General features: G+C 65.3%; 15 protein-coding genes. 7 read left to right on the forward strand and 8 right to left on the reverse strand.

Features of this window, described 5'->3' with window-relative positions; genetic code table 11:
• The first annotated feature begins 186 nt into the window (after positions 1 to 186).
• Positions 187 to 1,302: an exopolysaccharide biosynthesis polyprenyl glycosylphosphotransferase gene (locus tag G5C50_RS18700; RefSeq protein WP_165071783.1), complete on the forward strand. Its 1,116-nt coding sequence runs from the start codon at positions 187 to 189 to the stop codon at positions 1,300 to 1,302.
• Entirely contained in the window at positions 1,263 to 2,348 is a 1,086-nt protein-coding gene (locus tag G5C50_RS18705) for a glycosyltransferase family 2 protein (RefSeq protein ID WP_240907230.1), read from the forward strand. Before G5C50_RS18700 ends, G5C50_RS18705 begins: the two co-directional genes overlap by 40 nt.
• On the opposite strand, the gene G5C50_RS18710 is transcribed toward G5C50_RS18705, so the two are convergent.
• Together G5C50_RS18710 and G5C50_RS18715 are read right to left on the reverse strand one after the other, a co-directional pair.
• Positions 2,314 to 2,874, reverse strand: coding sequence for a Uma2 family endonuclease (locus tag G5C50_RS18710; protein WP_206107763.1), 561 nt, complete (start codon positions 2,872 to 2,874; stop codon positions 2,314 to 2,316). The genes G5C50_RS18705 and G5C50_RS18710 overlap by 35 nt on opposite strands.
• A 176-nt stretch (positions 2,875 to 3,050) precedes the next feature.
• Complete coding sequence (locus G5C50_RS18715) at positions 3,051 to 4,340, reverse strand: fatty acid desaturase family protein (RefSeq protein ID WP_206107764.1); 1,290 nt, start codon at positions 4,338 to 4,340, stop codon at positions 3,051 to 3,053.
• Positions 4,341 to 5,091: 751 nt separating this feature from the next.
• Here G5C50_RS18715 and G5C50_RS18720 point away from each other — a divergent pair.
• The gene (locus G5C50_RS18720; RefSeq protein ID WP_165071788.1) at positions 5,092 to 5,433 is read left to right on the forward strand and encodes a hypothetical protein; all 342 of its coding nucleotides are present in this window, start codon (positions 5,092 to 5,094) and stop codon (positions 5,431 to 5,433) included.
• Positions 5,434 to 5,645: 212 nt separating this feature from the next.
• Here the strand turns inward: G5C50_RS18720 and G5C50_RS18725 are convergent, their stop codons facing one another.
• The 4 genes from G5C50_RS18725 to G5C50_RS18740 all read right to left on the reverse strand — a co-directional run bounded on the left by G5C50_RS18725 (position 5,646) and on the right by G5C50_RS18740 (position 10,228).
• Complete coding sequence (locus G5C50_RS18725) at positions 5,646 to 6,707, reverse strand: glycoside hydrolase family 43 protein (RefSeq protein WP_165071790.1); 1,062 nt, start codon at positions 6,705 to 6,707, stop codon at positions 5,646 to 5,648.
• Positions 6,708 to 6,715: 8 nt separating this feature from the next.
• The gene (ilvD, locus tag G5C50_RS18730) at positions 6,716 to 8,623 is read right to left on the reverse strand and encodes a dihydroxy-acid dehydratase (RefSeq protein WP_165071791.1); all 1,908 of its coding nucleotides are present in this window, start codon (positions 8,621 to 8,623) and stop codon (positions 6,716 to 6,718) included.
• 110 nt (positions 8,624 to 8,733) lie between these two features.
• Positions 8,734 to 9,654 (reverse strand): dioxygenase family protein, encoded by a 921-nt coding sequence (locus G5C50_RS18735; RefSeq protein ID WP_165071792.1) that lies wholly within the window; start codon positions 9,652 to 9,654, stop codon positions 8,734 to 8,736.
• A gap of 163 nt (positions 9,655 to 9,817) precedes the next feature.
• Positions 9,818 to 10,228, reverse strand: coding sequence for a hypothetical protein (locus G5C50_RS18740; RefSeq protein ID WP_165071794.1), 411 nt, complete (start codon positions 10,226 to 10,228; stop codon positions 9,818 to 9,820).
• A 447-nt stretch (positions 10,229 to 10,675) separates the two neighbouring features.
• Here G5C50_RS18740 and G5C50_RS18745 point away from each other — a divergent pair, with 447 nt between their 5' ends.
• Positions 10,676 to 12,427, forward strand: coding sequence for a hypothetical protein (locus G5C50_RS18745; protein WP_165071795.1), 1,752 nt, complete (start codon positions 10,676 to 10,678; stop codon positions 12,425 to 12,427).
• Positions 12,428 to 12,456: 29 nt separating this feature from the next.
• Here G5C50_RS18745 and purD read toward each other — a convergent pair whose 3' ends face one another.
• On the reverse strand, positions 12,457 to 13,968 hold the full coding sequence (purD, locus tag G5C50_RS18750; RefSeq protein WP_165071796.1) for a phosphoribosylamine--glycine ligase: 1,512 nt from the start codon (positions 13,966 to 13,968) through the stop codon (positions 12,457 to 12,459).
• A gap of 330 nt (positions 13,969 to 14,298) precedes the next feature.
• On the opposite strand from purD, the gene G5C50_RS18755 reads away from it, so the two are divergent.
• From G5C50_RS18755 to G5C50_RS18765, 3 genes are read left to right on the forward strand one after another with little or no spacing between them, the layout of a single operon-like run.
• Entirely contained in the window at positions 14,299 to 15,315 is a 1,017-nt protein-coding gene (locus G5C50_RS18755; RefSeq protein ID WP_165071798.1) for an aspartate-semialdehyde dehydrogenase, read from the forward strand.
• 16 nt (positions 15,316 to 15,331) lie between these two features.
• Positions 15,332 to 16,099 (forward strand): tRNA pseudouridine(38-40) synthase TruA, encoded by a 768-nt coding sequence (gene truA / locus G5C50_RS18760; RefSeq protein WP_165071799.1) that lies wholly within the window; start codon positions 15,332 to 15,334, stop codon positions 16,097 to 16,099.
• Entirely contained in the window at positions 16,096 to 17,265 is a 1,170-nt protein-coding gene (locus tag G5C50_RS18765) for a glycosyltransferase family 4 protein (protein WP_165071800.1), read from the forward strand. The genes truA and G5C50_RS18765 overlap by 4 nt, the downstream gene beginning before the upstream one ends.
• Here the strand turns inward: G5C50_RS18765 and G5C50_RS18770 are convergent.
• On the reverse strand, positions 17,221 to 18,960 hold the full coding sequence (locus G5C50_RS18770; RefSeq protein ID WP_165071802.1) for an ArnT family glycosyltransferase: 1,740 nt from the start codon (positions 18,958 to 18,960) through the stop codon (positions 17,221 to 17,223). The genes G5C50_RS18765 and G5C50_RS18770 overlap by 45 nt on opposite strands.
• Positions 18,961 to 19,116 lie beyond the last annotated feature (156 nt).

A 19,116-nucleotide genomic window follows, 5' to 3' on the forward strand; every position in this document is an offset into this window, starting at 1 on the left:
GGCGGACTTTCGGTTTCACTGGACGTTTCCGTCGGCTGGACCGATGGAAGAGCTTGAAGCAAAGCCCGCCAAGGGCGGCGTTCGCCAAGGATGGTACGGGGAACGGTGGATGTCCGCAAAGGCCAATCGGGCGACCGAGCGGCCCGGCGGCTCCCGGAGTCCGAGCCGAGGGATCGGTGGCGCCTCATGAATGATTCCCTGGAAATCGTGGGTCGCGAGCGGGTGGGAGAACTGGCCGGTCGATCGCGAAAGCGAATCGTGATCGTCGGCGCCCCTCGCGACGCCCGAAAGCTGCTGCGAGACCTGCACTCGCGCCCGGTGCCGATCGTCGGCTTCATCGACGCGGGACACCATCGCACGACCGGTCCGCGATCCCGGGGCCGTCACCTGGCTGTCAACCCCCGGACCAGCCCGCTCCCGGTCCTGGGCGACATCGATCGGCTCGACGAGATCGTCGATCTCGCCGGCGCGACCCACGTTCTGGTGGCTCATTCCAAGCCCCGCAAGCATTTGCGGCGGCGGTTGGCTCGGATTTCGAGCGTCCGGGCGAGCGTCCACTGGATCGCCGTCGGCGACCACACTCCCGACCTCGCCGGGCTTGACCTGGACTCCTCGACTCCCTTCGAGCCCTCTGCCCTTGATCTGCGCGCGGCCTGGGCGGGCGTCCGCAAATGGGCGGGGACCGACGGCGCTCGGCTGGCCAAGCGCGCTTCCGACGTCATCGTCTCGCTGACGCTTCTGCTGCTTTTCGCCCCGTTGTTCCTGGTCGTCGCCGCGGCCATCCTGGTGACCTCCGGCCGGCCGATCTTCTACACGCAGGAGCGGATCGGGCAGGGGGGGCGGCTGTTCCGGATCATCAAGTTCCGGAGCATGAAAAGCAACGCCGAGGACGAGACCGGGCCGATCTGGGCCTCCGACCACGACGCCCGCTGCACCCGCATCGGCGACTGGCTCCGCCATACGAACGTCGACGAGCTTCCCCAACTCTTCAACGTGTTGAAGGGTGACATGAGCCTCGTCGGCCCTCGTCCCGAGCGACCGATCTTCGTCGAGCAGTTTTCCGCCGGGATGCCCGACTACAACCTCCGCCACGCCGTTCCGTGTGGCATGACCGGCTGGGCGCAGGTCCACGGCTGGCGAGGGCGGACCTCGTTGCGGAAGAGGATTCAGTACGACCTGGACTACATCAATCGCTGGTCGTTCTGGATCGACTTCCGCATCCTGTTCATGACCTTCCAGCACGTCGCTTGGGGAAAGATCTCGTGGAACATCTCGCGGACCCCGAAGCGGCCCCAGGCCTGAATCCGACCTGCTCGATCGTCATTCCCACCTATCACGGCCGGCGGCTGCTGGAGCCCTGTCTGGCCGCGATCTTCCGGAACCTCCCAGGCGATCCCGCGCTGACCTGCGAGGTGGTCGTTTCCGACAACGGCCCCGACGATTGCACGAGCGAATGGCTCTCGCGAGCCTATCCCCAGGTTCGTGTGGTTCGGCTCGCTCCGGGTCAGGGGTTCTGCCGCGCCGCCAACGCTGGGATCGAGGCCGCACATGGCCGTTTCATCCAGGTCCTCAACGACGACACGGAGCCGTCGCCCGGCTGGATCGAGGCCGGACTGGAGCCGTTCGGCGACCCTTCCGTCGCTGCGGTGACACCTTTGGTTCTCGTTCGCTCGACGCCCGACCGCGTCGACTCCGCCGGCGACGACTACAGCCTCGCCGGCTGGCCCTCCAAGCGCGGCCACGGCCAGCCCGTATCGCGCTGGGAGTCGCGGCCCGTCGAGGAGGTCATGAGCGCCAGCGGATCGGCCTCGTTCTACCGGGCCGACGTCCTCCGGCGAGTGGGTGGGTTCGACGCCTCTCTGGTTTCGTACTACGAGGATGTGGATCTCGGCTTCAAGCTTCGCTGGGCGGGGTATCGCGTGGTCTTTACGCCTCGCTGCCGCATTCTGCACGACATCTCCGCCACGGCTGACCACCGCAATCCGAATCTCCAGCGCTTGATGGCTCGCAACGCCGAGCTGGTCTTCTGGTCGAACCTCCCGGCTCGCCGATTGGCCGGGGCTCTCCTGCCTCACCTCGCCCTGTTGACGGCTCAGGCCGCCTGGCGACTGGCCCGGCTGCGGTTCATCCCGTTCTTCCTGGGCAAGGTCGACGCCGTGCGCGAGGTCGGCTCGCTCCGAGCCCGTCGCCGCGCTCGCGCCGACCTGCGGCGGCGAGCGGTTCGCCCTCCTCACTTCCCGATGGGAGTGGGCTCGATCGAGAATGTCGTCAACCATCTGCGACGGCCGCGGGAGGCCTCGGCGGCTGGCGAGTTCAGTCGGCGAGAATCTCGGCAAGGTCGAGGATGAAGTCGGGTAGGACGTCCTCTCCCGAGATCTTTTCGGGAGATGCGAGGATCTCGGCTTCGCGATCAGGTCGGTAGATTTCGACGGTCCGCGTCTCAGGATCGATCAGCCAGCCGAGCCGCACCCCCTGCGCGATGTATTCAGACATCTTGGCGCGGACGTCGTTGATCCCATCGCTCGGCGAGCGGACCTCGGCGACGAAGTCGGGGACGATGTGGGTAAACCTGCGGCGCTCGGCTCGGTCGACGGCGGCCCATCGATCGGATCGAATCCACGAGGCGTCCGGTGATCGAATCGAGCCGTCGGGCAAGGTGTAGCCGCTGGAGGAATCGAAGACCTTTCCCAACCGCTTGGCTTTGTTCCAGATGCCAAGCTGAATCGTCAACTCCGCGTTACGACCGCTGCCGTCGGGCGACGCCGGCGCCATCACGATCAAGCCTCCATCGGCTGTTAGTTCCAGCCTTGCGTCCTTGTTCGCGGCGCAGAGGTTGACGAAATCATCGGCGTCGACCGCCAGGTGCACATCCATGGGAACCCTCAGGACTCGTCGATCTTCCTGGGTCGTTGCACTCGTCTGTCCGATTGAGGCTGTCGCCATCCCCGAGGTCCTTCCACCTCGACGCCAAGAGGCTTTGACGCTCCCGCATCTACTATCTGGTCAATATCCACGGGAGGCGTCAAGCCGTTGATCCACCTCTGGAGGGCTCACGCGCCAGGATGACCGGCCATCAGCGGCGGGTGGTTCTTGGTCATCTCGTCGAGGATGGTCGGGTGTTGGTGGTCGCCTCGGAAAGTGCCGTGACATTCGACGACCAGGCGGTTGTACGCCTCGTGCCGCTCTTTCAGCAGATCGTGCAACTCGGCGAGCCGATAGTGCGGTACGGTGGGGAAGAGGTGGTGGGGGATATGCATGTCCTGGCCGTAGATGAACACGGCCCACCTCGTAAACGGATCGACGAAGAAGACCCGTGAGTTCGTCAGCCGTCCGGAATCGGCGTTCGAGTGCTGGTAAACGTCGCGCAGGAGCATGAAGAACGGGAACGACGAGGCGAGCGGCACAAGCCAGAGCAGGAAAACGTAGACCGGGGAGCGGCCGTCGCTCGCCCAGCGGAGCGAGGCAAGCGTCGCCAGGACGATCGTGAAGAACCAAAGCCGCGCGGAGCCCGCGAACCGCGTGGAATAGGCCTGGCGGAACGGCGATTGGAAGACGAACCGATCGGGAAGCGTGTAGGCGACGACCGTCCCAAGGGTGCCGGCGATCAAGGCCGATGGGAAGATCCAGGTGGGGTGATCCGTCCGCGTGAGGTACAGGAAGACGGCGTTGATCCCCAGGATATAAGCCAGCCCCAGACAGGTGGACAGTCTCGGCAGGTAGATGTCGAACCCTTTCCCTCGCGCCGTGCCGTTGTAGATGCTGCGGCCTTTGCCGAACGTGTTCACGGTCACATACGCCAGTTGGTACTCGAGGAACCGGATTGGCGCGACGAACATGCAGAAATAGACCAGCGCGATGAACTGCTTCCGCGTCATCGGGAACTCGAACGCCCGCTTCCCGCGGCCCAGATTGAGCAGGTCGGGATCTTTCTCTGGGTCGTTCGTATGCTGGTGGTGGGCCATGTGGAAGACGCGGTAGAAGTGCACCGACGTCAGGATCGGGAACATGCAGAAGAGGTCTGGGATCAGGTCGTTGAGGAATCGGTTCTTCACGAACGTATAGTGCGACGACTCATGCCCGAGCCCCGCCAGCCGGTGCTGCAATGCGCCGATCAGCACGATCGCCGCCGCAAAGACCGGCAAGTTCCACCACCAGGACAGGCCCCAGCCCGCTCGAGATTCGGCGAACACCACCGCTGTCGCGATGATCACCGCCAGGCAGACGTACTCACGAGCCAGGTAGAGCAGGTTCGTGACGTGGTCAGGACTCCGCAACTGCATGATCCGTCGTTGTAGGACAGCATCGTCGAACGACGGCCGCGCAGACTCTGAGACGCTCATTCTCGCCAACCTCCAGGCCACTGGGCCAAGCCTCGGCGCTGAATACCCGCCCAGCCACTGGGATCTACTCCTTTGGATCGGGATTCTGGTTTTGCTATATCATATATTTTGCCGAGTTCGCCCAATTTCCGTAAAGGCGACTCTTTCCGCAAAACCTGCCGAGGTCGCCGTCCGTGGCCCTCACCGCGATTCGGACGGTCCGAGAATGGTAGATCCGATCGCCCCGTCGTCCACCCGTCGAGATTTCAAAAACGAAACGCGGGGAGTTCAGGGCGTCTGGGAATCTTCTCGCCAAATACTTTCGGCGCTCCTATCGGCCTCACGCGAATCTGTGAAATGAAGAGACAGTGAGCCCGGAACGTGCGTTTCATACAAGTTCTATAGAAATGGTGTAATTAGCCTTGCTCAGAAGTCGATAAGCAGATAGGCTTGGATCGTCGCGAGTCGGCGGCGGCGTCGAAACCTCTTCCGTTCGAGCCTAGCCGACCTACACAGGAGTTTCGCTCATGCCGACGCGGTCGAGTCGATGCTGTTGTTGACGCCCAACACGAGAAGGCGTCCGGACTGAGCCTCCGCCCCCCAGGCGTTGAAGGCCGCCGTCGACGTGAAAGTCCGAGGCCAATCGGCTTTCGCGGAAAATCACCGAACACAAAGCATCCGAGACCGCCGCCGTTTCGAGGCCGCAAGTGCGCGACCTGCAGGCCCCGGTCTCTTCCGCCCACCGAATACCAAGGCAGAATCGAGACGAGTCATGAGCAAGAGATTTTTGTCAGTCGGCGATATCCTGATCAATCCAGAGCTGCTAGCGTACGCCGTCGTCGAGAGCGACGGCGCGGACGGACCTCAACTCCGATTGGGCTTCTCGGCCCAGGCGGGGGGCCGCAGCGACCTCGTCGTCGCGGGGGAGGCCGCTTCGGAGATCCTCCGTTGGCTGCGGCTCAATTCGGATTTCCTGAGCAAGCAGGGCACCTTCGCCCCGAACGGGTCGAACCGCCACGCTCACCGTGAATTCCAGCGAGCCGTGCCGACGGGCTCGCTCCACGAACTCCCGCCGGCCCTGGGTCGCTCACCGGAGCTGGTCGGCCGGCATTGAGGACGCGAACTCGTCGGTCCTGACTGAGTCCATCCCTTCGATTCGAGGCTTCCCCTTCGCACAGGGGGAAGGGCGATAACACGACCTCGCCCCGCCTCAAACACGCCGGAGTCCTCCTTTAGCAAGGGGGGAGGACTTCGGATCACTTCCCAGCATCCCACCTCTGAGGGCGGACCTTCTCAAGCAAGGGGAGAAGGTCCGCCCATCTCTTTTCAGGGCGTCGGGGTCGGTTCACCAGAGGGTGCCGGAACGTCGACGTCCACGCCCAGAGGGGCTCCCAAGTTGGGCGTACCGTCCTGGTTCCAGGTGAACTTCTGGGCTCGCGTCGAACGATCGGAGTAGGTGACGGCCGTTCCGGACTTGGCGTGGTAGGCGATCCAGTCCTCTCGGCCGTCCGGCGATTTGAAGAACGAATTGTGGCCCGGCCCGAAGACGCCGGCCGCGTCGTTCCTCTCGAAGACCGGCCGAAGGTGTTGCTCCCAGGAGGCGCTCTTCATCGGGTCGGCATCGGGGGCGATCGAGATCATCCCGAGCTTGTAGTCGGGGGTGTCGGCGGGGCAGGTCGAGTAGATCAGGAAGATGCGGCCCTGGTCTCCCTGGCGAAGGGCGACGGGGCCTTCGCGGACGAAGTCACAGCCGAAACCGTCGACGATCAGGTAGACCCGGGGGCCGAACAGCGTCCACGGGTTGGCCATCCGGCTGATGTAGAGCCCCTGACCGGTCGGGCTGGGCCGGCCGCACCAGACGAAGTAGCTCGCGCCGTTGGGCATCTTCATGACGGTGCCGTCGATCGCGTAGTACTCATCCTTGGGATCGGTCTGGAGCCTGGCCTTGAAGGTGTACGGCCCCATCGGGTCGTCGCCGGCGGACTCCACGACGTACATCCGGTGGTTAGGCTCCTTGCCGTCGCTCGCCGTGAAGTAGAGGTACCACCGAGGGCCCGAACCGCCGTCGAGCCGATGGAATTCCGGGGCCCAGACGTCGCGGTTGCGCGTTGGGTCGGAATCCTTCCAGACGACCTGATCGGGGGCCTGCTTGAGGTCGCCCAACCGACGAGCCTTCCGGAGCTGGACGTCACGGCCAGTGGTCGTCGCCAGGTAATACCAGCCGTCGTGATACATCAGCCAGGGATCGGCGCCGTGAACCTTCAGCGGGTTGCGGAAGGTCGTCGTGGTTGAAGCTGCTTTTTCCTGGGCGCAGACGGGATCGCTCGTGATCGCGAGCAGCAGGGCTGGCAGCGCGATCACGGCGAGTCGTGATCGGAGAGTCTTCATGGTTTCGGTCAGTCCCACTTCAAGATCGCGCCGGTGTCGGCGCTGGTGGCGAGCTTCTGGTAGCGGGCGAGCCACCCGGACTTGAAAGCCGAGGGGCGGGGCTTCCAGGCCTCGCGACGGGTCTTCAATTCCTCGTCGGAGAGCTGGACGGCCAGTTTGCCTGCGGGGATGTCGATTTCGACGATGTCCCCATCGCGGATCAGGCCGATCGGCCCGCCGACGGCGGCCTCGGGGCTGATGTGCCCGATCGACGCGCCGGCGGTCCCGCCCGAGAAGCGGCCGTCGGTGATCAGGGCGCACTTGTCGTCCAGGCCCACACCCTTGACGGCCGTGGTCGGCGCGAGCATCTCCTGCATGCCGGGGCCGCCGCGCGGGCCTTCGTAGCGAATGACGATGACGTCGCCGGCCTTCACCTTGCCGAAGACGATGCCGTTGTAGGCGTCGATCTCGCTCTCGAAGATGACGGCGGGGCCGCTGTGCTTCATCATCTTCGGATTCACGCCGGCCGTCTTCACCACCGCGCCGTCGGGGGCGAGGTTCCCCTTGAGCATGGTCAGGCCGCCGGTCTTCGAATAGGCGTTCTCGACCGTCCGGATGACGTCGAAGGCGTTGTAGCCGTCGTCCGACGGGCCGTGACCGCCGCCGTCGCCGTTCGACGTCGGCGCTTCGGACTCGCCCTCGGATTCGAGGACGGCGAGGCCGGCCGCCTGCGAACGAGGATCACCAGCGACGCTGGGGACGGTCCAGGCTTGCGACGATCGCTCGCCGCCGGGACGGACGCGGGTCATCGTGCGAGCGGCCTGGGTGGCCGTGGCGCCGCGCACGTCGTACTCCTCGATGTTCTCGCCCAGCGTCTTGCCTGTCACGGTGCGGGCCGACAGGTCGAGCAGGCCGGGGAGACCGCGGGCGATCTCGCCGAGGATCGTATGGATGCCGCCGGCTCGGGCGACGTCCTCGATGTGGTAGCTGCTCGACGGGCTGACCTTGCAAATGTTCGGCGTTTTCTTGCTCAACTCGTCGATGCGATCGAGCGTGAACGGCACGCCGGCCTCGTGGGCGATGGCCAGGATGTGGAGCACGGTATTGGTGCTGCCTCCCATCGCCATGTCGAGGATCATCGAGTTGTCGAACGCCGCCGCGGTGGCGATCTCGCGAGGGAGGAGGCCGTGGCCTTCGCCGACGCGATTGAACTCAAGCGCCATCTCGACGATCCGCTTCGCGGCCTTCTCGAAGAGCGACCGACGGTCGGCGGCGGTGGCGAGGAGGGTGCCGTTGCCGGGAAGGGCCATGCCCAGGGCCTCAGCCAGGCAGTTCATGCTGTTGGCGGTGAACATGCCGGAGCAGGAGCCGCAGGTGGGGCAGGCGGCCTTCTCGATCTCGTCCAGCTCCTCGGCCGTCATCTTCCCCTGGGCTTTCTGCACGCCGCCGACGAACGCGTCGATCAGGTCGACCGTCTTGCCGGAGGCCGTCTTGCCGGCCTCCATCGGCCCGCCCGAAGCGAAGATCGTCGGGACGTTGACCCGCATCGCCCCCATGAACATGCCGGGGACGATCTTGTCGCAGTTCGGGATGCAGATCATCCCGTCGAACATGTGCGCGTTGATCATCGTCTCGACCGAGTCGGCGATCAACTCGCGCGAGGGGAGCGAATACTTCATCCCGCCGTGGCCCATCGCGATACCGTCGTCGACGCCGATCGTGTTGAACAGGAACGGGACACCGCCCGCGGCCCGGACGCACTCCTTGACGAAGTTGCCGACCTCCTGGAGGTGGACGTGGCCCGGGATGATGTCGACGTGGCTGTTGCAGATCGCGATGAACGGCTTCTTCCAGTCGTCCTCGCGAACGCCGGTGGCCCGCAGAAGGCTCCGGTGCGCCGCGCGCGCGTCACCTTGTTTGATCGTATCCGAACGCATGGCATCGTCCTCGGTCCGCGGGACCGTCTGAGGGCAAGGGGGCCTCGCTGTGACTCATGATCGTATCAGAAGGCCCCCCTGGCCTCCAAGTCGGCCGAGCGAGTCGAGCGTCAGCCGCGAGAGGAGCTTGAGCGTTTCTTGATGGGCTTGCTCCCACCAGGCCTCGTTCCGCCGCCGGTCGTGGTTCCACCGCCGGTGGTGGCGCCACCGCCGGTCGTGGTTCCGCCGGAGGAGCCGTTGGTGGGGTCGGCGTTCTCGGAGTCGAGAAGATCGAGGACGATGTTGAAGTGGCCGACGGCCGAGTCGCCGTTGTCGGCGAGGGTGAGGAGCATGTAGTCGCCGGCTTCCGTGGTGGGGCTGCCGTTCTCGGAGGGGCCCATATAGATGTTGTCGTTGGCGTTGTAAGTGTCGCGCGACCGCGCCCGAGTGTAGGCCGAATTGCTCGCGTAGACGGTGTCCGTGATCGTGTCGTCGAAGAAGAGCTGCGACGTCCAGTTGTAGGCGGTCGTCCCGGACGAGTTGAAAGTCCTGACGCGCATGTGGATGTGAGGCGTTCGGCCGGAGTACCAGCCGGGATAGATCGTCCGGAAGTTGGCGACGCCGTTGGCGTCGGAGATCTGGTATCCGCGAAGAAAATTCGAGCTCGTCGTGTTCTGAGCCGAGACCCCCGAATAGACCCCCTGGGCGTTGCAGGCCCAGATGTCGACACGGGCCTTGGGGAGTGGGGTGATGGTGTAGGGGGCCGTGTCCGAAAGCTGATACACCCGGAGATACAGGACCAGAGGGACGCCCAAGGCATAGAGGCCGGTCAGAGTGTCAGACCGGACGTCGATCCGTTGGGGCTGTCCGTCGACCCAGTATGGTCCTTCAGTGAGGCCGGGAGTCTCGCCGTGAGTCACTCCCGGAACCGCTGCATAGACCGTCCCCGTGTGGGACCAGAAGCCCGAGACCGCCATCGCCCCGGCAATCCCCTTGATGAGGACCTCGCGACGGTTCGGCGAGTAGACAATGTCTCCCTCTTGATGCGACATCATGATGCTCCTGCAACGTGGATGTGGGAGGACGGCCGCGCCGGTGGGACCGGATTCGCCCGGAACGGGCTCGCGTGCGACGTGTATGGAACTCATCCACGTAGGCAGGGGGGAAGCGCGCGCTCTGTCGGCAAAAACCGAAGGCGATTTCAGGGAGACGCCCTCATCGCTTTCGGGAGCGCGACTGCCGACCCGTCGTCGGATGGGCGGACTGCTCCGTGACCGAGGCGAGCAGGGCGGCAAGGCGTCGACCGGCCTCGCATTCGCAGCGGGCCAGTTCGGACATCTCGGCGAAACTGAGTTGGGGGTCTGGGAAAGGGAGGCGGCCTTCGGCGCCGCCGGGGGTCGGGGCAAGCGTGTAGAGCTTGTCCTTATGGAGGACCTTCACGCCGCATCGCTTGAGGAGGTCGAGCTCGCGATAGAAGGTTCGGAGGCCGATCCGCTGGGTCTTGAGGATCTCGTCGCGGGTGCGGGGGCGGTCCTCCAGGAGACGGACCAGCGTGTAAAGCCGGGAGGCCCTCTGTCGGGTGATATGGATGGAGGTTCGCTTTCGCCCGCCCGGAGAATCGATCATCGCGAGACTGTCCTTCCCGTCGGCTTACGCCTTGACGAGGGTGACTTCGGACGACGTAACCCCTTTGGGCGAGACGACGTCCTTGACTTCATAGCGGCGAGTACCGCGGTTCCGCACGATTCCCGCGAGTCTCGGCTCAGGAAACTTGAGGCGAACGCCGATAGAAAGGGTGGCCTTGTTCGTCCTGTACCGGTTGCGCGGATTTTGGGGAATCTCTCAAGTGCGCCGCCGGCGAGACCGATTATCGAACAAGGTGTGCCGAATCTCCAGGGTCATCTCCCCCCGCGAGGGATGACCGCAGACATCCAGCCGCCCCCCCGGGGATGCACGTCTTCCGCCCCGATCGGACTGGGAGGCTGGATGGAGTCGACGCCTTGGGCGACCGTTCGGGGGGCCGCCGCCAATCCGAACCCCGGGCGAGCCTCCTGAGCTAAGGGGAATTGATCCATGTCGACGCGAAAGCGAACCCTCTCGAAACGATCCTTCCGGCCGCTGGCCGAGGGTCTGGAAATCCGCCAAGTGCTTTCCTCGTACTCCGGGATCAAGTCGGCCCAGGTCTCGGGCACCGACGCGGACGGCGACAAGTGGACGCTGACCCTTTACGGGCCGGGCACGCTCAACGTCGTCGATCAGCAGGGGAACGCGTTCACCAAGGACAACGCCAACACCCCGGACCTGATCAACACGATCACCGTCGCGGGTACCGTCACCCACTCCAGCCGGCTCGTCGGCACGGTCACCAAGGGTGCAAACGGCGACGGCAAGGTCTTCTTCCAGAACCTGAACATCCAGAACAACGGCGCGTACGGCATGATCGATTCGACCTGGATCGATCGAAAGTCGACCCAGGCGCAGAACGGCATCGCGCTGGTCGACATGCCGGACTTCTGGCTGGGCCACACCAGCACCGCGACGCCGACGACTACTTCACAGGTCCATTCCGGCTTCGACCTCGCCGGCGGCATCACGGCGCCCGAAGGGATCAACGTCCTGCGGTTCGGCGGCGTGGACGTCGACTACACTCCCGCCGGCGGAACCATTCTGGCCGCCACCGGCCAGAGCAATGAGTTCGTCGTCAACCTCGGCCTGCCGGCGACGACTGGCACCTCGATCATCGTGGATTCGGTCAATACGAACGCCTCCTCGACGACGACCTCCAGCGGGACCACGGTCAACCAGCAGAGCGTGACGTTCCTGGTGACTGGCCGCGTCAACCTTTTCCAGGCCAACGAGATCAACGGCAACACGTCGAGTGGTCTGGCTCCGACCCAGTTCGACTCGTCGGCGACGACGACCAAGGCCGGCGGCACCTATCTGGTCTCCCAGGGGGGGGACGTGACTGGCCAGATCGGCTACGTCCGAGTCGGCGGCAACGCCACCAACTTCACCACGATGGCTCTGGCGTCGAGCATCTTCTCCGCCTCCGCCGGCGATACGCTCGACCCCAAGATCACGAACTTCATGATCGGCGGCGAGACGAACAACGTCATGCTGCTGGCGCCTGGCGGCTCTCGCGACGTGTCGTTCGGCCGGGGCATGGACAACGTCGTCATCAATTCCGCCTGGATCAGCCACCTCCACGCCAACCGTGGGGCCGTGAATTCAAAGGTCACCGTCTCCCGCACGATCGACAACATGAAGCTGGGGAGCGACCTGGTGAACTCGTTCATCCAGTCGGGCTACTCCCAGGGGATCACCGCCGACGCGAACACCTTCTCGTCGCTTTCCGGCGGCGGCGGCGCCTTCAACGGCCAGGCGCCGGCGAACATCGACAACCGGACGTTCAACGACTTCGTCGGCCAGTCGATCCCCTCCGCGCACGGCGGCGGCGGGATCAACGCCCAGATCGCCGGCAGCGTGGTCAACTCGGTGGTCTCGGTGTCGGTCGACCCCGATCCCTCGGGCATCAACGATCCGGGTTCCTTCCAGGACGTCACGAGCAAGCGGTTCCCCTTCGGCGCGCCGCAGAACATCGTCCTGCCTCGAGGCTACATCAACGCCAAGATCGAGGGCGAAGTCGACAACTCGGCGATCGCAGGCTCGATCGTCACCACCTCGGACCAGGCCTTCTACGCCAAGCACGTCAAGATCGTGAAGGGAGCGGTTCTCCCGCCGAAGGTCGACACCGCTCCGTTCAACCGCAAGCTCCAGTACGGCAAGGCGCAGAACGCCTTGCAGGGGCTCTATCACGTCAAGTGACGGAGTCAGTCGGCGAGGGGCGGCGCGGATCAGGCGCCGTCCGCCTCGACGATCCCTTCGGCGATGTCGCGACGGTAGACGCTCCCCGGGAATCGGATGGTCCGCACGGCTTCATAAGCCCGCTCACGAGCCTGGGCCAGGTCGTCGCCGAGGGCGGTGACGTTCAGGACCCGTCCGCCGTCGCTGAGGATTCGCGGATCGCGTCCCACCTCAGGGTCGGGACGGAGCTTCGTGCCGGCGTGGAAGACTTTCACGTCGGGGAGTCGGTCGGCCGCGGCGATGTTCTGAATCCCGCGGTTCCGCTCGTAGTGGCCGGGATACCCCTCGGCGGCCATCACGACCGTCACGGCAGGGCGAGCGTCCCATTGCAGGTCGATCGTGTCGAGCCGCTCGTCGACCACCGCCTCCAGAGCGTCGAGGATGTCGGACTTCAGACGCATCAGAATGACCTGCGTCTCGGGGTCGCCGAACCGGACGTTGAACTCAAGGACCTTTGGCCCCTGGTTCGTGAGCATCAGGCCGGCGTAGAGGACCCCGCGGAAGGGCCTTCGCGAGCGCTTCAGGGCGTGGACGATCGGCACGAGAATCTCGCGCTCGACGTTCTGCATCAGGTCGGCGGTGACCATCGGGGTCGGGGAGAAGGCGCCCATGCCGCCGGTGTTCGGCCCCTCGTCGCCGTCGAGGGCCCGCTTGTAGTCCTGGCTGGAGGCCAGGGGGATGATCGTCCGGCCGTCGGTCAGGGCCAGAACGCTCGTCTCGCGGCCGTCGAGTTTCTCTTCGATGAGAACCCGGTCGCCTGCCTGGCCGTAGATTCGACGGACCATGATCTGGTCGATCGCGTCGAGCGCCTGCCGCAGCGTGCTGCAAACATACACGCCCTTGCCCGCCGCCAGGCCGTCGGCCTTGACCACGAGCCCAAGCGGGCAGCTTAGCACGAACTCGCGAGCCTCGGCGATCGTCGAGAAGACCTTCCGAGCGCCCCGATCCTCGATCTCGACCTGAACGCCCGGGCTGAGCATCTCACGGGGGTCGAGAATCCGCTCGACGGCCTCGAGCGTCTCGGCCGCGGTCCGGCAGTGGATCGTGTTGCGGATCGTCGACCGGCCGCGGGAGCGGACGATCAGGGCGACCTCGCGCGAGAGGATGTAGTGCTCGGCGTCGGGGGCGCCTCGGAAAATTCGATAATCGGCCGTGGGGATGCCGGCCTGGCGCATCAGGTCTTTGGCGAAGACCTTGCTTCCTTCGAGTTCGGCGGCGTCCTGGCGGGGGCCGAAGATTCGCAGGCCCTCGCGGATGAACAGGTCGACGACGCCCTTGGTCAGCGGTTCTTCCGGCCCGACCACCGTCAGACCGATGCCTTCCCGCTTGGCGAACTGCACGAGGCCGCGATGGTCGCCCGGCTCAATGGGGACGTTCTGAACGTCCAGGGCGGTTCCCGCGTTCCCCGGGGCGCAGTACACCGCCGTAACACGCGGCGACTGTTTCAACTTCCAGCACAGGGCGTGCTCGCGGCCCCCTCTGCCGATGACCAGGACTTTCACGACGTCGACTCTCCGGGGAAAATCACGAACCTCTCAGGCGACGATGGCGTCGAAACATTTCAGGCTCGTCGCACGCCTCGGGCCGGGCGGCCCCGCCCAAGGTCTATGGCCGCGCGTCGGACTGGCCGACGACGCGATGGATTCAGAATAACCATTCTAGGAACTGCCTCGCTTCGCGCACAGCACCGTCCTCCTCAGGATCCCTTCCGGACGATGCTTCGCGTGGCGTGACGGGCGGCGAAATCGTAAGATGGGGAAGCCGCATCCGATCCGAGTCGTGTGAAGCCTTGCAGCCGAATCCCGCCTTTTGGACGTCCGGAGATCCCGATCGTGAAGAACGTAGCCGTCGTCGGCGCCAGCGGCGCCGTGGGCGAGAGGATGATTCGCCTCCTGGAAGAGCGTGAGTTCCCCCTCGCTTCCATTAAATTCCTGGCCTCCGAACGGAGCGCTGGTAAGACGGTGACGTTCCGAGGCGAGAAACATACGGTCCGGCCGATCTCCCGCGACGAATTCCGCGACGTCGACATCGTCCTCTCGAGCACCCCGGCCGGCGTCTCCCGCGAGTGGAGCCCAATCGCCGCCGAGGCTGGCGCGGTCGTCGTCGACAACTCGAGCGCTTACCGGATGGATCCCGAGGTCCCCCTGGTCGTTCCCGAGGTCAACCCCCAGGACGTGGCCAAGAACAAGGGGATCATCGCCAATCCCAACTGTTCAACCATCCAGATGGTCGTGGCTCTCAAGCCGCTGCACGACGCCGCCCGGATCCGCCGCGTGGTCGTCAGCACGTACCAGTCGGCCTCTGGGGCCGGTCAGAAGGGGGTCGACGAATACGAGGCCCAGACCCGCGCCTGGGGCCGCGGCGAGCCCGTTCCCGCGCCGGCCAAGTTCGCCCACCCGATCCTCAACAATTGCCTCCCGCAGATCGACGATTTCCTCCCGAACGGATTCACCAAGGAGGAGATGAAGATGGTCGACGAAACGCGGAAGATCATGGGCGACGACTCGATCGACGTCGTCCCTACCTGCGTCCGTGTGCCGGTGGCCTACTCGCACAGCGAGTCGATCCTCGTCGAGACCGAACGGCCGCTCTCGGCCGATGAAGCGCGTACGCTCTGGCGGAACGCCCCCGGACTGACGATCGTCGACGATCCTTCGACGAAGCAGTATCCGCTGGCCGCCTCGGCCGAGGGACGCGACGACGTCTTCGTCGGCCGGATCCGCAACGACCTGAAGAATCCCAATGCGCTGCTGTTCTGGTGCGTCAGCGACAACCTCCGCAAGGGGGCCGCGACCAACGCCGTGCAGATCGCCGAGCTTTTGCTGAAGCTCGAACCGGCCCGCGCTTGATCGAACCCGGCGGGCCATGCGGAACATCAAGCTGACGATCGCCTACGACGGCACGGACTTCCACGGCTGGCAGCGCCAGCCTGGCCTGCGCACCGTGCAATCCGTGCTCGACGAGGCGATCGAGCGGCTCACGGGCACCCGGCCTAACACGAACGCCAGCGGTCGAACCGACGCCGGCGTCCACGCGTTGGGCCAGGTGGTCCATTTCCTGACCGCCTCTCGCCATGGGCCCGAAGTGTACCTCAAGGCGCTCAACGCCACCCTCCCGCGGGACGTCCGAATTCTGGATGTCGCCGAGGTCCCGCAAGCCTTCCACGCCACGCTCGACGCCAGATCCAAGCGGTATCGATACCGGATCGACAACGCCCAGTACGCCAGCCCGTTCGAGCTGCGATACGCCTGGCACGTCTTCCATCGACTCGACGTCGACGCCATGAACCGGGCCGGGGCCGCGCTCGTCGGGCGGCACGACTTCCGGAGTTTCGAGACCGACTGGCCCAACCGCCTCAGCTCCGTCAGGACGATCTACGACGTGGATGTTCAGCGACTGGGCGACGTCGTCCACATCGAGGTCGAGGCCGACGGCTTCCTGTACAATATGGTTCGGGCGATCGCCGGCACGCTCTCGCTGGTTGGGACTCGCAAGCGGCCCGAGAGCTGGGTGGCCGACGTCCTGAAGGCCGAGAATCGCGTCGAGGCCGGCCCGACCGCTCCCGCCCGCGGGCTGTTCATGCTCCGCGTCAACTACGATCGAACGCCCGAGGGCCGAGCGACCGCGCCATGAAGATCGTCCACGTCATCACCCGCCTGATTCTCGGCGGCGCCCAGGAAAATACGCTGCTGACCGTCGAGGGGCTCCACCACCGCTATCACGACGACGTCACTCTGATCACCGGGCCGGCCGAGGGGCCGGAAGGGGATCTCTTTCAACGCGCCGAGGCTCAAGGGCTCAAAGTCGAGGTGACGCCGAACCTGATCCGCGCGGTGCATCCGACGACCGACTGGAAGGCGTATCGCGAACTAAGACGGGCGTTTCGACGGCTCAAGCCGGACGTCGTGCATACTCACAGCTCAAAGGCGGGCATCGTCGGCCGGGCCGCGGCATGGAACGAGAACGTTCCGGCCGTGGTTCATACGATCCACGGACTGCCGTTCGGCCCGTTCGAGTCGGCTCGGCGGAACCGCCTTTATATCGCGTTGGAGCGTTGGGCCGCACGTCGTTGCCACGCCATCGTCAGCGTTTGCGACGCCATGACCGAGCAAGCGTTGGCGGCCGGCGTGGGCCGTCCCGAGCAGTTCTCGACGGTCTACAGCGGCATGGACGCCGACGCCTTCCTGAACCCGAGGCGCTCGCGCGAGGAGGTCCGCCGGGAACTCGGGCTGGCGCCGGAACATGTGGCTTTCGCGACGGTCGCCCGGCTGTTCGAGTTGAAAGGCCACGACGACATCATCGCCGTCGCGCCGGCGGTGCTGAAGGCGAACCCGAACGTCCGGTTCGTCTGGATCGGCGACGGCATCCTACGGGAAAAGCTCATCGCGGAACTGGAAGCGAAGGGGATCCGCGATGCGTTCATCCTCACGGGCCTCGTTCCGCCCGACCGCATTCCCGAGCTGCTCAACGGCGTCGACGCCGTGATTCATCCCAGCCTCCGCGAAGGGCTGGCGCGGGTCCTGCCGCAGTCGTTGCTCGTCGGTCGACCCGCCATCAGCTACGACGTCGACGGCGCGCGCGAGGTCATCACGCCGGAAACCGGCGTCCTGCTGCGTCCTCGCGACCTGGAGGGGCTGCGCGAGGCTGTGCTCCGCCTGGCCGCCGATCCGACGCTCCGGGAACGATTGGGGCAGGAGGGGCGGCGACGCTTTGCCGACCAGTTCCGCCATGAGACGATGACGGCGCAGCTTCGCTCACTCTATGAGCGACTCCTCGCCGACCGTCCCCGAGGCCGTTGAAGGCGCATTGGCCGCCTTGCGAATTACGGCGAGATGCAGGGTGGTCGGTTTCGCCTTGGCCGGGTTGAAGCCGAGGACGTCCTCGATCCTCGTGATGGTTACGCCGAACTTCTTCTCGAAGATCGGCAACTCGTTCGGCGTCACGGCGGTGATCATCGCACCGCGTCGATCGAGTTCTTGCTGAAGAACGCCGCCCTCGCGAGTGAGGGTGATCGGACGGCCGTAGGCGTAGATGACCCCCGGCTCCTGGTAGTTCATCAGCAAGGGGTCGAGCCCGGTCTGCGCTTTGAGGGCGATCATCCGTTCGCCGACGATTCGGGAAACGCGCAGGGGCTCTGCATTCGGCAGCAGCCAGCCGCCGACGAACAACATCATCAAGCCGACGGCCGCGGCAAGGGCGTAGGCTCCGCGCCAGGTATCGCCGCGATGCAGATGCAGCAGCCCCACGGCTGTGCCGAGACCCAGAGTCAGCCCGCAGGCGACCAGTGGTAGGCCTATCCCCAGGCCCGGCGGGGCCGATATCGAAGCCGCCGCCAATCCGACGCCCGCCGTCACGCCGACCGCCCCGATCATCCCCTGCGCCAGCTTGCCGAGCGGCCAACGCCGGAGCGTCACCTCCTGGCGGGAGATTGACTTCACCACCCAGGCCGAGAGCAAGGCGCAGGCGGGGAACGACGGCAGGTAGTAATGGATCAGTTTCGTCTGGACGCACTCCAGCAAGACGAGCGGGCCGACGATCCAGGCCAGCAGATAGGCAAGCGTCGGGTCGGCCTTGCGCCGTTGCCAGGCGGCGACGATCCCCATCGGGACCAGGCACGCCCAGGGGAAGAAGAGGATGATCGAAGTCAGCGGGTAGTAACCCGGGATCGAGCCGTGCTGTTCCATGTCGGTCGCGATCCGATTGAGGAACTGCTGCTTCACGGCAACCTCGACGAATCCGCCGTCGCTGGAGAAGAGCATCATGACGTACCACGGAGCACTCAGCAGCGTGAACAGTAGCAGCCCCCTGCGCCATTTCAGCCGCTTCCAAACAGTCGGCACGGGGCATCCCCACCACCAGGCGAGAAGGGCCGTCGTCGCCAGCAGGATCGGGCCGACGGGCCCCTTGGTCAGCATCGCCAGCGCAAGGAGCACCCAGAACGAGTACGCGATCCGCGGCGACTCGCGGTGAGCCAGCTCCCAGAGGCAGAGTTGACAGCCCATGAGCCAGAAAGTGAGGGTCGCGTCCGTCGTCGCCAGCTTGGACTCGGCCACCATGATCGGCGAGACCGCCAGCATCAGCGCGGCGAGAAATCCGGCACGCTCTCCCAGCATCCGACGCCCCAGCAACCAGACCAGCAGAACGGTCCCCGATCCAGCCAGCGCGGAGTGCAGCCGCATCCCGGCGGGGCCCTCGCCGATGACGGCCGTGGCCAGTCCCATCAGCCAGTAGTTGAGGATCGGCTTGTGGTGGCGAGGTTCGCCGTTGAACGTCGGGCGGAGCCAGTCGCCTCGCGCGCGCATTTCATGGACGGCCACCGCGTTTCGCGGTTCGTCTCGATCCCACAATCCCGTCCGCGCGTTACCGGCCAGGAACAACGCCAGGCTGATCGCGGCGAGCGCCAACGCTTGCTGCCAGGTCTTTCGGAAAGCGGCTTGCTGGTTGATCTTCGGCGCGAGAAGGCCGTCGCCGACTGGAGCGTCCTGCCGCGCCATCGTCGTCATCCTCCATGATGGCGAGGGGTCGTGGAGACTTTTGTCCGATGCTCGAACGAGTCCTCCACCCCTTGCCTGCGCCTAGTATAATCGGACCGTCTTTTCCGACGAGAGCGTTTCCGAAGCCCAAGACGCGGGTCGTTTTTCGACGCCTGC

Origin of the sequence: Paludisphaera rhizosphaerae, assembly GCF_011065895.1 — a bacterium.
GTDB lineage: Bacteria > Planctomycetota > Planctomycetia > Isosphaerales > Isosphaeraceae > Paludisphaera > Paludisphaera rhizosphaerae.

Bases quoted from the DNA above. Each gene is read 5' to 3' on its own strand.
- G5C50_RS18700 (WP_165071783.1), top strand. From the start codon at position 187: ATGAATGATTCCCTGGAAATCGTGGGTCGCGAGCGGGTGGGAGAACTG.
- G5C50_RS18710 (WP_206107763.1), bottom strand. From the start codon at position 2,874: ATGGATGTGCACCTGGCGGTCGACGCCGATGATTTCGTCAACCTCTGC.
- G5C50_RS18715 (WP_206107764.1), bottom strand. From the start codon at position 4,340: ATGAGCGTCTCAGAGTCTGCGCGGCCGTCGTTCGACGATGCTGTCCTA.
- G5C50_RS18720 (WP_165071788.1), top strand. From the start codon at position 5,092: ATGAGCAAGAGATTTTTGTCAGTCGGCGATATCCTGATCAATCCAGAG.
- G5C50_RS18725 (WP_165071790.1), bottom strand. From the start codon at position 6,707: ATGAAGACTCTCCGATCACGACTCGCCGTGATCGCGCTGCCAGCCCTG.
- ilvD (WP_165071791.1), bottom strand. From the start codon at position 8,623: ATGCGTTCGGATACGATCAAACAAGGTGACGCGCGCGCGGCGCACCGG.
- G5C50_RS18735 (WP_165071792.1), bottom strand. From the start codon at position 9,654: ATGTCGCATCAAGAGGGAGACATTGTCTACTCGCCGAACCGTCGCGAG.
- G5C50_RS18740 (WP_165071794.1), bottom strand. From the start codon at position 10,228: ATGATCGATTCTCCGGGCGGGCGAAAGCGAACCTCCATCCATATCACC.
- G5C50_RS18745 (WP_165071795.1), top strand. From the start codon at position 10,676: ATGTCGACGCGAAAGCGAACCCTCTCGAAACGATCCTTCCGGCCGCTG.
- truA (WP_165071799.1), top strand. From the start codon at position 15,332: ATGCGGAACATCAAGCTGACGATCGCCTACGACGGCACGGACTTCCAC.
- G5C50_RS18765 (WP_165071800.1), top strand. From the start codon at position 16,096: ATGAAGATCGTCCACGTCATCACCCGCCTGATTCTCGGCGGCGCCCAG.
- G5C50_RS18770 (WP_165071802.1), bottom strand. From the start codon at position 18,960: ATGGCGCGGCAGGACGCTCCAGTCGGCGACGGCCTTCTCGCGCCGAAG.